8 protein-coding genes and 1 pseudogene are annotated in these 14,679 nt (G+C 56.9%); all 9 read left to right on the plus strand.

The genetic code is table 11. The annotated features are described in order from the left end of the window. Positions 1–34 precede the first annotated feature (34 nt). The 9 genes and pseudogenes from AWJ19_RS08645 (at position 35) to iolE (ending at position 14,114) form a co-directional block, all read left to right on the plus strand. Positions 35–3,195 (plus strand): annotated as a pseudogene (locus AWJ19_RS08645) (alpha-mannosidase). Further along, positions 3,195–4,319, plus strand: a complete 1,125-nt coding sequence (locus AWJ19_RS08650) for a glycoside hydrolase family 88 protein (protein WP_068722917.1) — start codon at positions 3,195–3,197, stop codon at positions 4,317–4,319. Before AWJ19_RS08645 ends, AWJ19_RS08650 begins: the two are co-directional and overlap by 1 nt. A gap of 615 nt (positions 4,320–4,934) precedes the next feature. Next, entirely contained in the window at positions 4,935–5,981 is a 1,047-nt protein-coding gene (iolG, locus tag AWJ19_RS08655) for an inositol 2-dehydrogenase (protein ID WP_068722919.1), read from the plus strand. 37 nt (positions 5,982–6,018) lie between these two features. Next, positions 6,019–6,852 (plus strand): 5-deoxy-glucuronate isomerase, encoded by an 834-nt coding sequence (gene iolB, locus AWJ19_RS08660; protein ID WP_068722920.1) that lies wholly within the window; start codon positions 6,019–6,021, stop codon positions 6,850–6,852. 230 nt (positions 6,853–7,082) lie between these two features. Next, a complete protein-coding gene (locus AWJ19_RS08665; RefSeq protein WP_068722922.1) occupies positions 7,083–8,093 on the plus strand; it encodes a LacI family DNA-binding transcriptional regulator in 1,011 nt (336 codons plus the stop codon). 462 nt (positions 8,094–8,555) lie between these two features. After that, positions 8,556–9,563 carry a 5-dehydro-2-deoxygluconokinase gene (gene iolC, locus AWJ19_RS08670; RefSeq protein ID WP_068722924.1) on the plus strand — a complete coding sequence of 336 codons (1,008 nt, stop codon included), beginning with the start codon at positions 8,556–8,558 and terminating at the stop codon, positions 9,561–9,563. Between the two features lie 85 nt (positions 9,564–9,648). Next, a complete protein-coding gene (locus AWJ19_RS08675; protein WP_068722926.1) occupies positions 9,649–11,109 on the plus strand; it encodes a CoA-acylating methylmalonate-semialdehyde dehydrogenase in 1,461 nt (486 codons plus the stop codon). 23 nt (positions 11,110–11,132) lie between these two features. Continuing rightward, positions 11,133–13,139 (plus strand): 3D-(3,5/4)-trihydroxycyclohexane-1,2-dione acylhydrolase (decyclizing), encoded by a 2,007-nt coding sequence (iolD, locus tag AWJ19_RS08680; protein WP_068722928.1) that lies wholly within the window; start codon positions 11,133–11,135, stop codon positions 13,137–13,139. A gap of 78 nt (positions 13,140–13,217) precedes the next feature. After that, on the plus strand, positions 13,218–14,114 hold the full coding sequence (gene iolE / locus AWJ19_RS08685) for a myo-inosose-2 dehydratase (protein ID WP_068722930.1): 897 nt from the start codon (positions 13,218–13,220) through the stop codon (positions 14,112–14,114). Positions 14,115–14,679: the final 565 nt, after the last annotated feature.

Below are 14,679 nucleotides of genomic sequence, written 5' to 3' on the forward strand. Positions count from 1 at the left end.
TGGCGGTATGAAAACGGATACAAGGAGTGAGAGAATGTTTTTGACGGAGGAAAAGCTGATCCGGCGGCAGGCCGAGGTCGGCAAATACAGATATGTCAGAGTGAGTGAGCTTGCCGAGCTGGAGTTCGCGGAGGATGAGGACGGCAGAAATGGTGTTTATCCGGAGGAGGTCTCCTTTAACGGGACAATCCGGCTGAATGAGCAGTGGAGCGGGCGGGACCGCTATGTCTGGCTGCGTGCAGTGGCAGTGCTGCCTGAGAAGAAGGAAGGCTTTAAGATCGCAGGCCTGTTTGATTTCGGCAAGTCGGGGAGCTTCAATAACTCCGGGTTTGAATCGCTGCTGTTTGTGAACGGTTCGCCTTATCAGGGGGTTGATAACAACCACAGGGAAGTTATTTTCGATGATAAGCTTGGCGGCAGGGCGGTCGAGCTTGTCTTCCGGCTGTGGTCCGGTCTTGAGGGCGGCGGAGCGCCGAGGGTGCAGGAGCACAAGATCAGCGAGGCGATGATCGGATATCTGGATGAGCGGATCGATGATCTGTTCTATATGTCCCAGGCAGCGCTGGACACCTTCCGTTACCTGGGCCGGGACCAGCCGGAGAAGCAGTGGCTGAAGCAGGCGCTGGACGCTGCGTTCCGCGAGATTGACTGGTCCGAGCCGGGCTCTGAAGAGCACGTCAGCTCCATGTACCGGGCAGGCGCCAGCCTGAACGGGGCGGTGGAGGCGATGCCCCAGACCTTTGATGTCACGCTTACGGCACTGGGACATACCCATATTGATGTCGCCTGGCTCTGGCAGCTGAAGCATACCCGGGAAAAAGCGGCCCGTTCCTTCTCGACCGTCCTGCGGCTGATGCAGGAATACCCCGAATACCAGTTCATGCAGTCGCAGCCGCAGCTGTATGCCTATCTGGAGCAGGATTACCCCGAGCTGTTCGGGCAGATCAAGGAGCGTATTAAGGAAGGGCGCTGGGAGCCGGAAGGAGCCATGTGGCTGGAATCGGACTGCAATATTCCGTCCGGTGAGTCGCTGGTGCGCCAGATTCTGGCGGGCAAGCGATATTTCCGCGAACAGTTCGGCATCGATAGCAAGTATCTGTGGCTGCCTGATGTGTTCGGCTACAGCTGGGCGCTGCCGCAGATTTTGCGCAAGTCAGGTATTGATACTTTTATGACGACCAAGATCAGCTGGAACCAGTTCAACCGGATGCCGCATGATACGTTCTGGTGGCGCGGGATGGACGGCTCAGAAATATTGACTCATTTTATTACTACCTCGGAAAAAGACGGCGATGCCTACACCTACAACGGCCGGATGACCGCAGGGCTGCTGCGCGGCATCTGGAATTCATATCAGGATAAGGAAATTAATGACCACCTGATGTTTGCCTACGGCTGGGGCGACGGGGGCGGCGGGCCGACACGGGACATGCTGGAGCTGCGGCGGCGGTTCGACAAGCTTCCGGGTATGCCCAGGATTAAACCAGGCAGTGCGGGGGGCTACTTCAAAGGGCTGCATGAACGGATTGAAAAAACGGACGGATACGTGCATACCTGGAACGGCGAGCTGTACTTCGAGTGCCACCGGGGAACCTATACTTCACAGGCCAGCAATAAAAAATATAACCGCCGTCTTGAGCTCCTGCTGCGCGATGCGGAATGGCTGTATACGCTTGCCGGCGTGAGCCGCGGCGATCTGGCAGAGTCTTACCCTGCCGAGGAGCTGCGCGGCATCTGGGAGATTCTGCTGCGCAACCAGTTCCACGACATTATCCCGGGCTCCTCAATCAAAGAGGTCTATCAGGACAGTGACCTGGAATATGCCGAAGGGGAAGCCCGTTCACTTGCTCTGATCAACGGTGCAGGGGAACCGGCTGGCGGAGATGAAAAAGACTCAGACGGGCGACGGTTCCTTACTGTGCTTGGAAGCTCGAATTGGGAGGGCCCGCGTTATCTGGAGCTGCCGGGCGATATTTCGGATGCTGCTGTTATTCAGTTTTCTGACGGCAGGCAGCCGGTACAGCAGCGCACTGCGGACGGCGGCTGGCTGGTGCATATCTCTTCCATGCCGGCTCTGGGTACAGAGGTCCTGGAAGCGGTGGCTCAACAGGCTGAAAGCTCACCGGAGGGAGAACAGCTGCTTGCTGATGCTGCTGAAGGCCGGCTAACCACTCCGCTGATTGAAGCGGTCTGGAACAAGCAGGGGCACTTCACCTCGCTGCGCGACCGCCGCAGCGGCCGGGAGATTCTGGCGCCGGGCCAGCGCGGCAATGTGCTTCAGGTGTTTGAAGATAAGCCGCTGGATTTCGAGGCATGGGATATTGATATTTTTTATCAGGAAAAAATGACCGAAATCTCGCAGCTTACAGAATGCAGACTCACCGAGAATGGCCCGCTGCGGGCGGTGCTGCGCATGGGCTGGACGTATAACCGTACAACCATTACCCAGGACATTATCTTCTACCGGGATACAGCGCGGATTGATTTCCGCACAGAAATGGACTGGCACGGGCATAACCAGCTGCTTAAGGTGGCCTTCCCCGTTGATGTTCATGCCACTGAAGCAACCTATGACATCCAGTTCGGCAATGTCAGACGGCCGACCCACTGGAATACAAGCTGGGATTATGCCGGTTTGAAACCGTGGGCCACCAGTGGGCGGATGTCAGCGAGCAGGGGTACGGCGTGGCGCTGCTCAACGACTGTAAATACGGCTACGACATCAAGGACAGCGTGCTGCGGCTGACGCTGCTGAAATCAGCTGTTCATCCGAATCCGGAGCAGGATCAGGGGCATCATGCTTTTACGTATGCGCTGTATCCGCATGAGGGTGATTTTGTCCTGGGCGGAGTGGTCCGGGAAGCCTGGGAGCTGAACAATCCGCTGCGTGCCGTGCCGGGCCGGCTGCCACTTAAACCGCTTTTCTCCATTGACGGGGGATATGTGCTGCTTGATGCGGTAAAGCGTTCCGAAGAAGGCGCTGATGTAGTGCTGCGTCTGCATGAGTATGCCGGTGCGCGCAGTCAGGTGCGGATTGAAAGCGGATACGTTATTACTGCCTGGCAGGAGTGCAATCTGATGGAGGTGCCGGAAGGCGAGTGGCAGGCAGGAGAACTGAATTTTCAGATCAGACCTTATGAAATCAGAACGTTCAGAATCAGGCTGGGCCTGGAGCAGACAGGAGAGGGGAACTAATGATGAATGTAAAAGAAACACAGCTGGATCAGGCGGAAATCATCAGCAAGCTGAACAAGGTATCAGATAAGCTGCTGAATCTGGACCGGCCGGATAACGAAGCAGAGCTGCAAACCTTAGGCGAGGATGCCGGGCGGCGGGGCTATTTTGCCCGTGATTTCGGGATGGAGGAGTGGGACTGGCCGCAGGGCGTCGGGCTGTACGGCCTGCAGAAGCTGGACCGGCATTTTGCCGACGGGCGTTATTCTGCCTACGCCAAGCCGTGGATGGCCCGGCAGATGGACAAGGGGCTGCCTAGCCGGAATATCAATACGACCGCCCCGCTGTTGTCGCTGATGGAGCTGGATGAGGCGGAGGAGCTGAGCCTGGAGTGGGTGGAATGGCTGATGAACGGGCTGCCGCGCACTGTAGAGCAGGGTTACCAGCATGTCACAACCGGAGCCGACAAGAGTGAGGTTACACTCAATCAGAATGAAATCTGGATCGATACGCTGTTCATGGCCATTCTGTTCACGGCCAAGATGGGTGTGAAGTACGATAAGCCTGAGTGGCGGCAGACTTCGCTGCATCAGCTGCTGCTGCATATCAAATATCTGTATGACAAAAAGACCGGGCTGTTCTATCACGGCTGGCATTTCACCGGCCGCCATAATTTCAGCGAAGCCTTCTGGTGCCGCGGCAACGGCTGGTTCAGCCTGGGGCTGCCGGAATATCTGGAGCTGATGCGCCCGTATCTGGAGGACGGCGTGTTCACGTATCTACAGCAGGTGCTGCAGGCACAGGCCGAAGCGCTGCTGGACTGCCAGAGCGCAGACGGGCTATGGCATACGCTGCTGGATGATCCAGACAGCTACACCGAGACTTCCGGCTCGGCAGCCATCGCTGCAGGTATTCTGCATGGCGTGCGCAGAGGGCTGCTGCCCGGGGAGTATGCGCAGCCGGCACTGAAGGCGATTCAGGCGGTGCTGGACCGGATCGACGCTGAAGGAACGGTGCTTGGTGTATCCGGCGGTACGCCGATCGGCAAAACCAGGGACGATTACAAGGGGATTATTATTGCCCCGATGGCTTATGGCCAGGCGATGACGCTGGTTGCGCTCGGGGAAGCGCTGCATTATTGCTAACGTGCGGCCGTGACCAGACAGGCTTCTGTTATCGTCCGCGGATTTAGCGTGGCGGTAGTAGGAGGTAATGCAAGAGGATTTAAAGCAGACGTCAGCCGCCGGGGAAGCTCGGCGGCTATGGGTCTTTACTGTGCGTTCTTAAGAAAGGATGGCCAGTAATGACAGGCAAACCTTCTGTTGCCGTATCAACTCGCCTTGACTGGAATTTTAAGATGCGTCGGCTGGTAACGACCGAGGAGCCCTTATTTCGGCAAAAGGGACCCTATCCATAATCTAACGGACTCCAGAGGCGTTATTATCGGATTTTATTCCTGTTTGCGGCTGCCGGTAAAGGAATAAGGGCGCTGTGGTCCGTTAGCCAGGATTAGGATGCCTTTTTTGATGAATAACGGCGCTACGGTCCGTTAGCTGGGGGGGGGTTCTTTTGGGGAAATAATAGCCTTACGTTAGCCCGGTGGAACGGATCTTTAGAGTGAAATCAGTACCGCGATCCGTTAGAGCAAATGCAAAGGCCGGATAAGAATCAAAATCAAAAAATACTTGTAGCTTGCGGCGGCTTGAAGTATACTGATCTCGGAAAGGTTAAGCGCTTACCTTGAGGGAGGATAAGCGAGTATGGTCAATCAAGTAACAGTAGGCATTATCGGCGCCGGAAGAATCGGACGTCTGCATGCCGATAATCTGCGTGTGATGCCGTCTTATAAATTGAAATCTATTTCAGAGGCTTATATGACCGAGGAACTGGTTGCCTGGGCGGAGAGCCGGGGGCTCGGAGCTGTTTTTACGGATGGGGAAGCCATTCTGAATGATCCGGAGATCGACGCCGTGTTCATCTGCACACCGACAGACACTCATGCCTCGTGGATTGAGCGGGCGGCGCGGGCCGGAAAGCATATTTTCTGCGAGAAGCCGATCAGCATGTCCTCGGCCGAAACAAGCCGGGCCCTGCAGATTGCCAAAGAAGCCGGCGTGCTGCTCCAGGTTGGCTTCAACCGCCGCATGGACCCTAATTTCCGCAAGCTCAAGCAGCTGGTACAGGCGGGTGAGCTGGGCAGACCGCATATTGTGAAGATTACCTCGCGTGATCCGCAGCCGCCCGGCGAAGCCTATGTTCTCTCCTCCGGCGGAATGTTTATGGATATGACCATTCACGATTTTGATATGGCCCGTTATCTGATGGGCGAGGAAGTGGCAGAGGTCTATACCAGGGGTGCCAATCTGATTGACCCGATGTTCGGACGCTGCAGCGATGTGGATACAGCAGTCATTACGCTGACCTTCACCAGCGGCGCTATCTGTGTGATTGATAACAGCCGGCAGGCCGTCTACGGCTATGACCAGCGGGTTGAGGTATTCGGCTCACAGGGAGCGGCAGTGGCCGATAACTGCCGCCAGACCACAGTCGAGGTGTCTACAGCCACGGCGGTTACCCGTGATCAGCCGTTGCACTTTTTCCTGGAGCGTTACAACCAGGCGTTCACCGATGAGGTTGCCGCATTCGCCCAGTCTATCATTTTGCAGGAACCGGCTGTCTGCAGCGGTTATGACGGACAGCAGGCCCAGCTCATTGCTGAGGCGGCTCTGGAATCGCACCGGACCGGGCTTCCGGTTAAGCTGAAGGTCTGTGCCGGCGAGGAACGCCCGGAGATAGAAGCCATGTAAGCAGAGGCTTATCTTGAACACGGAGGGAGCTGTGAGAATGTCTGATTATTTGATCAAGGCTGGCGCGCCCGGCAAGGACGGGCTTGTTGCAGCAGTCAGCAAGGAGAGCGCCGGCTGGCAGTATGTCGGGTTTGAAGTGTACCAGCTGCAGAAGGGCGATACACTGAGCCGCGATACCGGAGACAATGAGATCTGCCTGGTACTGCTCTCGGGCAAGGCGGATGTGAAGGCGGACGACCAGCTGTTTACGGGTATAGGAGAACGCATGTCGGTCTTTGAAGATCTGCCGCCGTATGCGGTCTATGTTCCTGCAGGAGGACGCTATGAGGTGACGGCCCTGACGGAATTAGAGCTCGCTGTCTGTCTCGCCCCGGGTTCCGGTAAATATCCGCCCCGGCTGATTGCGCCGTCCGATATGGCAGCTGAAGCCCGCGGTTACGGCAGCATGTCGCGCCGCGTAGTCAATATCCTGCCGGAGAGCAGTGAGGCTGAGAGCCTGCTGGTGGTGGAGGTGCGCACGGACGGCGGCAACTGGTCCAGCTATCCGCCGCATAAGCACGACCAGGATAACCTGCCGGCAGAGTCTTACCTGGAGGAGACGTATTACCACCGGGTAAACCCGGCGCACGGCTTCGTGGTGCAGCGGGTGTACAACGACGACCGCAGCCTCGATGAGACGATGGCCGTGCCGGACCGCAGCGTGGTGCTTGTTCCGGAAGGCTACCATCCGGTATCAGCACCGCCGGGCTATGATTCCTATTATCTCAATGTGATGGCAGGACCGGTCCGTACCTGGGTATTCCATAACGACCCCGATCACGAATGGCTGTTCAGACCGGCCGGGCATACTCCCGGAGGCCAGGAGGAATAGGCCCACAGTATAGAGTTGGTTTCAAGGGGCTTCCGCAAGGCGGAGGCTCCCTTTTTGCATCTGATGATGCTGGCAAGGCGAAGCATTGCTGAGTGGCATCGAAGCGGCCGGCGGGCCGGTGCCGCAGCAGCAGCGGGTGAAACGACAATACCAGCGAATAGACACTTCAGGACGAGTTCCCTATAATCGAGGTATAAGACGGCAAGAACGTAAAGGCGGTTTTCAAAACAATGAAACCTACAATTTATGATGTGGCGCGGGAAGCCGGAGTCTCTATTGCTACGGTGTCCAAGGTGCTCAATAATAACGGCAGGATCAGCGACAAGACACGGGATAAGGTAAATCAGGTCATGGAGGAGCTTAATTACCAGCCGAGTCTGGTAGCTTCTGCGTTGACGAGCCGCCGGACGGGGACGATCGGGCTGATGATTCCCGATATTGCTAACCCCTTTTTTGCAGAGACGGCGCGTGGGATCGAAGATTATGCCCAGCAGCAGGGCAGTGACCTGATTGTCTGCAGTACAGACCGTGATGATGAAAAAGCGGCCAGATACACCTCGCTGCTGCTGCGCAAAAGAGTGGACGGCCTGATCATCGCCTCCCACACGGGCAAAACGGATATGATCCGCCGCCTGCTGGCAGACCGGGTACCGCTGGTGCTTTTCTCGGCGGAAATCCGCAGTCTGGAGAGCAGCAGCGTTACCGTGGATGATTACAAGGGCGGGTATCAGGCGACGGAGTACCTCTTGTCCCTGGGCCACCGGAAGCTGGGCATCATCTCCGACAATCTGCCGGGGAGCAAGCTGCGGGCCGAAGGTTTTCTTGATGCCCTGAAGGATGCGGGTGTCCCGTTTGACAATCCGGCCAATATTACGCATACGTCAGCTACCCTGGAAAATGGACGTCGGGCAGCTGCGGCTATGCTTGGGCAGGCAGAGGAGCAGCGGCCGACAGCTATATTCGCCTGTAACGACCTGCTGGCGATCGGTGTCCTGAAGGAAGCGCGCAGCGCAGGCCTGTCCATTCCCCGCGACTTGTCTGTTGTGGGCTTCGATAATACGGTGCTGGCAGAAATCTGCCACCCTACGCTGACCAGCATCGCCCAGCCGCTGCGTGAGATGACCGAGCAGGCGATGATTCTGCTGAACGAATCCATAGATAATCCGGACAGCCCCAGACGCAAAATCATGCTGATGCCGGAGCTGGTCATCCGCCATTCAACCGGGCCGGCACCGGAGTAAAGCCGGATTTGTCAGGTACGGTTGGCGGAACAACCTTCCAGAGCCCAGTGCCAGTGGATTGCTCGGAGACCTGCGCTAGAGATCTGCGCTAGATTGCTGCAGCCAGCTCCGTTTTTCGAGAGCAAATGATCCAAGACCAAAAACTTCAGGACCCGGTCCCCCAAGACGGTGGAGACGGGTCTTTTTTTAATGCGAAAACGTTATTGATCCATGTCTTTTGCGTGAGGTAACAGAAAATTTGAGATCGCTTTCAAATTTAGGATTGCCAAACCGGATATTCTCGCCTATACTATTTATAAAATTAGGTTAAGCGCTTACCCTTTCCCTCCCTGTCAGACCGGTATTTTAAGAACACCAACGTTCCTAATGAACCCATAACATTCTGTTCCGCTCACCCTGCTCCCGTTGTATCCCGGCAATTATCATTCATTTCTTCTCAAGCTTTTTCAAGGAGGCATCACTATGAACGATCTGCAGTTCGATCCCGCCCGTCCGCTCGATTTAGTCGCCGTCGGCCGGCTCTGTATTGACCTCAATGCCAATGAAACCGGAAGACCTATGGAGGAGACCATGACATTCACCAAGTATGTCGGCGGCTCTCCGGCCAATATCATAATCGGAACGGCGCGGCTGGGCATGCGCACCGGCTTCATCGGTAAGCTGGCCGATGATCAGATGGGCCGGTTTATCCGGAGCTATCTGCAGAAGGACGGCATTGATGACAGCCAGGTGTGCGTTGATCATACCGGTGCTGTGACGGGTCTTGCTTTTACAGAAATTAAAAGTCCGCAGGAATGCAGCATTCTGATGTACCGCGATAACGTGGCTGACCTGCTGCTGAATACAGACGAAATTTCGGAGGATTACATTCGCCAGTCCAAAGCGCTATTGATCTCCGGCACCGCACTGGCACAGAGCCCTTCCCGCGAAGCGGTGTTTCTGGCGCTGGAATTTGCCCGCAGACATGATGTGACTGTATTTTTTGATCTCGATTACCGCCCTTATACCTGGAAATCTGCCGCTGAAACGGCTGTCTACTATAACCTGGCCGCTGAGAAATGTGACTGCATCATCGGCACCCGCGAGGAATTCAACATGATGGAGAATCTGTACAATGTGACAGATGCGGATGACGAAGCGACGGCAGCCCGCTGGTTCTCGCAGCAGGCGAAGCTGGTTGTAATCAAGCACGGCGGAAGCGGCTCGATTGCCTATACGGCAGACGGATTGAATCACCGGAGCGGGATTTTCCCGGCCAAGGTGCTGAAGACCTTCGGTGCAGGCGACTCCTACGCCTCGGCCTTCATCCACAGTCTGATGCAGGGCGACAGTGTCAGTGAAGCTATGCGGCGCGGCAGCGCATCGGCTTCGATTGTAATCTCGCGGCACAGCTGTTCGGATGCCATGCCGACCCTGGAAGAGCTGGAAGCCTTCCTGCAGTCCAATGAAGAAGTGGTCTCCGGTGCTTAGTCAGCCTTAAAAGGAGATATGCAGCGGTTTTTATATAGTATTTGATTAGTATCAAACATCAACAGAGATGAAGGAGTGGACAGTAATGGCACAGCAAAACGTAGAAGTGCTGAAAAACTATATTGGCGGAGAGTGGGTTGAGGCAAAAAGCGAGCAGACAGAACCGGTGTTCAATCCGGCCTCAGGCGAAGAGCTGGCCAGAGTTCCGCTGTCCGGCAGAGAGGATGTTGACCGGGCTGTGGCTGCGGCCGAGGAGGCTTTTGCCGGCTGGTCGAAGACCCCGGTGCCGCGGCGGGCCCGGATTCTTTTTAAATATCAGCAGCTGCTGGTTGAAAATTGGGAGGACCTTGCGAGAACCATTACGCTTGAGAACGGAAAAAGCTATAAAGAAGCCTACGGCGAGGTACAGCGCGGCATCGAGTGTGTCGAATTTGCAGCCGGCGCTCCGACGCTGATGATGGGCCGGCAGCTGCCGGATATTGCGACCGGGATTGAATCGGGAATGTACCGCTATCCGATCGGAGTCATCGGCGGAATCACTCCGTTTAATTTTCCGATGATGGTTCCCTGCTGGATGTTCCCGCTGGCGATTGCCTGCGGCAATACCTTTGTGCTGAAGCCGTCCGAGCGTACACCGCTGCTGGCTGCACGTCTAGTGGAGCTGATGGAGCAAGCCGGGCTGCCTAAAGGTGTGCTTAATGTGGTCAACGGTGCGCATGATGTCGTTAACGGCCTGCTGGAGCACCCTGGCGTTAAGGCGATTTCTTTTGTCGGATCACAGCCTGTTGCTGAATATGTCTATAAAAAAGGTACGGAGCACCTGAAACGGGTTCAGGCGCTGGCCGGGGCCAAAAACCACTCCATCGTACTGGCAGATGCCGACCTTGAGGCTTCCGCTACACAGATTATCAACGCTGCCTTCGGCTCTGCCGGAGAGCGCTGCATGGCCTGTTCCGTAGTCACTGTACAAGAAGATGTAGCTGACGAGCTGATCTCCATCCTGCTGCGCGAATGTGGAAAGATGACGATCGGCAATGGGCTGGAGGAAGACACCTTCCTGGGACCGGTTATCCGTCAGGGGCATAAGGACAAAACGGTTGCTTACATCGAGCAGGGCGTTGCCGAAGGCGCGAAGCTGCTCAGGGACGGACGGGAGGATGCTGCGGCTGCGGGTCAGGGCTATTTTGTCGGACCTACGGTATTTGACGGAGTGACTAAGGAGATGAAGATCTGGCAGGAAGAAATCTTCGCGCCTGTCCTCTCGGTTGTCCGGGTCAAGGGTGTGGAGGATGCAGTCGAGCTGGCCAACGCTTCGCGTTTTGCAAACGGGGCTTGTATCTTTACAAATGACGGTGGAAAAGTCCGCTATTTCCGTGAACATATCGAGTCAGGCATGCTGGGTGTCAATGTAGGCGTACCGGCTCCGATGGCCTTCTTCCCGTTCTCCGGCTGGAAGGATTCCTTCTACGGCGATCTGCATGCAAACGGCACTGACGGAGTTGAATTCTATACGCGTAAAAAGGTTGTCACTGCCCGCTGGCAGTAACGATACAGGAGGGTGGAACTCAAGTGGAACGGATCAGATTAACAACGGCGCAGGCGCTGGTGAAGTTTCTGAATGAGCAGTATGTCGATTTCGGCGACGGGCCGGAGCGCTTTGTAGAGGGTGTGTTTACTGTTTTCGGCCACGGCAACGTGCTTGGTCTTGGGCAGGCGCTTCAGGAGAACCCGGGTGAATTGAAGGTGTATCAGGGCCGTAATGAGCAGGGGATGGTGCATGCGGCGACTGCCTTTGCCAAACAGAGCCGGCGGCGGCGGATTATGGCCTGTACGGCCTCCGTTGGTCCGGGGTCGGCCAATATGCTGACGGCTGCCGCGACAGCGACGGCGAATCAGATTCCCGTCCTGCTGCTGCCGGGAGATACCTTCGCTACCCGCCAGCCCGATCCGGTGCTGCAGCAGATGGAGCATACGTATAATCTGTCGATTACAGTCAACGATGCCTTCAAGGCAGTAAGCAAGTACTGGGACCGGATCTACCGGCCGGAGCAGCTGATGTCGGCCTTGCTGAACGCGATGCGGGTGCTCACCGATCAGGCTGACACCGGGGCGGTGACGATCGCGCTGCCGCAGGATATTCAGGGTGAGGCCTGGGATTATCCGGCTGACTTCTTCCGCAGACGCGTTCATAAGATTGCCCGCCGACTGCCGCATCCGGAGGAGATTGCGGCGGCAGCCGAGCTGATTGCCGGTAAGCAGCGTCCGCTATTGGTGTGCGGCGGCGGTGTGCGCTACAGCGATGCCGGAGCTGCGCTTCGCGATTTCGCGGAGAAATTCGCCATTCCGTTCGGCGAAACGCAAGCCGGCAAAAGCGCTGTCGCCAGCGACTTCGCCTATAACCTGGGCGGCCTGGGCGTTACCGGCAACGGCTGCGCCAATACGCTGGCTGCGGAAGCCGATCTGGTTATCGGCGCCGGCACCCGGTTCACCGATTTCACCACAGGCTCAAAGAGCCTGTTCGCCCATCCCGGCGTGCAGTTTGTGACCCTTAACGCGTCGCCTTACCATGCGGCCAAGCTGGATGCGCTGGCGGTGGTGTGCGATGCTGCCGAAGGGCTGAAAGCGTTATCCGATGCGCTGGAGGAACGCGGCTATCGTTCCGCCTATACGGATGAGATCACGGAAGCGAAGCAGGCCTGGGCTGCGGAAAGAGCGCGGCTGGCGAGTGTTGAATACCTGGCAGGCGATGCGGCTGCGGGTGTAGCCGGAGGGCCCGGTGCTTCCGGTGCGGCTGAAGCTGTGCAGGGAGATGAACCGGCACCGTTTGTGCCTGAAATTGCCGGTCACCTTGACGACAAGCTGCCTGAGTATGCCGGGGTGCTGAACACCTCGCTTACACAGACGCAGGTGCTTGCCATTATCAATGAGCTTATTCCGCAGGATGCCATTGCTATTGGAGCGGCAGGCAGTCTGCCGGGAGATATGCAGCGGATGTGGGAATCTTCCGTGCCGGATACTTACCATATGGAATACGGCTTTTCCTGCATGGGTTATGAAATCGCCGGTGCACTCGGCATCAAGCTGGCTGAGCCGGAGCGCGAGGTATACGCCCTTGTCGGAGACGGGAGCTATCAGATGATGCATTCCGAGCTGGTGACCAGCCTGCAGGAGAACAAGAAGATCAACGTCCTTCTGCTGGATAATGCAGGCTTCGGCTGCATCAACAATCTGCAGATGGAGCAGGGCCTGGACAGCATGGCGACGGAATTCCGCCGCCGGGGAGCAGACGGCCAGCTGAGCGGCGAGCTGATGCTGATCGACTATGCAGCGAGCGCAGCCGGTTATGGGGTGGAGACCTTCCGGGCGGCGACAGCCGAGCAGCTGCGCAGCGCGCTGGAGGCGGCGAAGAAGAGTGAGAAATCCACGCTGATCGACATCAAGGTGCTGCCGAAGACGATGACCCACGGCTACGGTGCCTGGTGGCATGTCGGTGTGGCGGAAGTATCCGGCAAGGAGAGCGTGCAGGCGGCATATAGTCAGCGATTGATCGGTCTCGATAAAGCGCGCAGCTACTGAGGCTGCCGGAACTGCAACGGGCTGCAACGGCCGGCCGAGCCGGACATACCTGTCATAAATGGAAGGGGAAGAACATTGATGTTCAAAGAAGAGGCGGTCCGGCTGGCGATTGCACCCATTGCCTGGACCAATGATGATATGCCTGAGCTGGGCGGGAACAACACCTTCGAGCAGTGCATCAGCGAGATGGCACTGGCCGGGTTTCAGGGCAGCGAGGTCGGCAACAAGTATCCGCGTTCTCCAGAGGTGCTGCACCGGGCGCTCGGGCTGCGCGGCCTGCAGATTGCCAGCGCCTGGTTCAGCGCGCATCTGACGGTGCGGCCGTACGAGGAGACGGCCGAAGCCTTTGTGGCGCACCGCGATTTTCTGCATGCCATGGGAGCCAAGGTCATTGTCGTCTCCGAACAGGGCCGGAGCATTCAGGGGCAGATGGATACGCCGCTGTTTGATGCCAAGCCTGTCTTTACAGAGGGCGAGTGGGCGCTGCTGGCCGAAGGCTTGGGCAAGCTGGGCCGCCTGGCCGCCGAAAAAGGGATGGCAATCGTCTATCATCACCATATGGGCACTGGTGTGCAGACGGCTGCGGAAATCGACCGGCTGATGGAGCTCACGGATCCGGCTGAAGTTTCCCTGCTGTTTGATACCGGACACCTGGCCTTTTCCGGTGAAAATCCGCTTGAGGTGCTGCGCGCCCATCTGCCGCGGATCAGGCATGTTCATTTAAAGGACATCCGCCCGGAAGTAGTCCGGCGTGTTATTGCCGAGAAGCTAAGTTTCCTGCAGGCGGTAAAAGCGGGTGCGTTCACTGTGCCAGGTGACGGATGCATCGAGTTCGCTGATATATTTGCTGAACTGGCCGGTTCTTCCTATACCGGCTGGTTCGTAGTTGAGGCAGAGCAGGACCCGGCTCTGGCCGACCCGCTGGAATATGCGATTAAAGCGCGGAAGTATATCCGGGAAACGAGCGGGCTGTAAGTTAGCGATTGCTGCCGAAGCCGGCGGGAGATAGGCGCTCCCAGCCGGCCTTCCGGCTGGTTTTTCTGGCGGAGGTGTAATAACAAGGTGCAAAGGGGAAAGGAAGCGCGCCGGATACAGGGTGATGTGAGCCAGTGTAAAGGGGTGCCAGAACCAGGGATATAGCAGCTGACAGGTGCAGAATGAATGTAGAGTCTGAGATACGCGAGGTGTGGATGTTGGTAGGTAGGGCTACATGGTGTAAAGTGCAGGGGTCAGGTAAGGGCAACTGAAAGTGCGAACTGGAAAGCACCCTAATATGCCCGTTATCCAGTACCAGAATCAAGTCGGCGTGCTCGACGGCAGAGAGGCGTTGGGTGGATATCTGCGTACGGGCTACAGGTTGGTGTGCAGCTTTAAACATCATTCCGAATGAGGTGGGTGGCGGGAGTACTCCAATAGCTGGTGAGAATAGCTGCGGTTAGACAGATTGGCCTCAGAGTGCGCCCGAACGGGAAAAATCTTCGAAACGGCACCTAAACTTGAGCGGTGTAGCCCCATTAAGGGGAAAAATCCCCTTAACGGC

Source organism: Paenibacillus sp. DMB5 (assembly GCF_001517085.1).
GTDB lineage: Bacteria > Bacillota > Bacilli > Paenibacillales > Paenibacillaceae > Paenibacillus_AQ.

Excerpts from the sequence above, each read along its gene's own strand:
- AWJ19_RS08650 (WP_068722917.1), top strand. The coding sequence starts at position 3,195 with ATGATGAATGTAAAAGAAACACAGCTGGATCAGGCGGAAATCATCAGC.
- iolG (WP_068722919.1), top strand. The coding sequence starts at position 4,935 with ATGGTCAATCAAGTAACAGTAGGCATTATCGGCGCCGGAAGAATCGGA.
- iolB (WP_068722920.1), top strand. The coding sequence starts at position 6,019 with ATGTCTGATTATTTGATCAAGGCTGGCGCGCCCGGCAAGGACGGGCTT.
- AWJ19_RS08665 (WP_068722922.1), top strand. The coding sequence starts at position 7,083 with ATGAAACCTACAATTTATGATGTGGCGCGGGAAGCCGGAGTCTCTATT.
- iolC (WP_068722924.1), top strand. The coding sequence starts at position 8,556 with ATGAACGATCTGCAGTTCGATCCCGCCCGTCCGCTCGATTTAGTCGCC.
- AWJ19_RS08675 (WP_068722926.1), top strand. The coding sequence starts at position 9,649 with ATGGCACAGCAAAACGTAGAAGTGCTGAAAAACTATATTGGCGGAGAG.
- iolE (WP_068722930.1), top strand. The coding sequence starts at position 13,218 with ATGTTCAAAGAAGAGGCGGTCCGGCTGGCGATTGCACCCATTGCCTGG.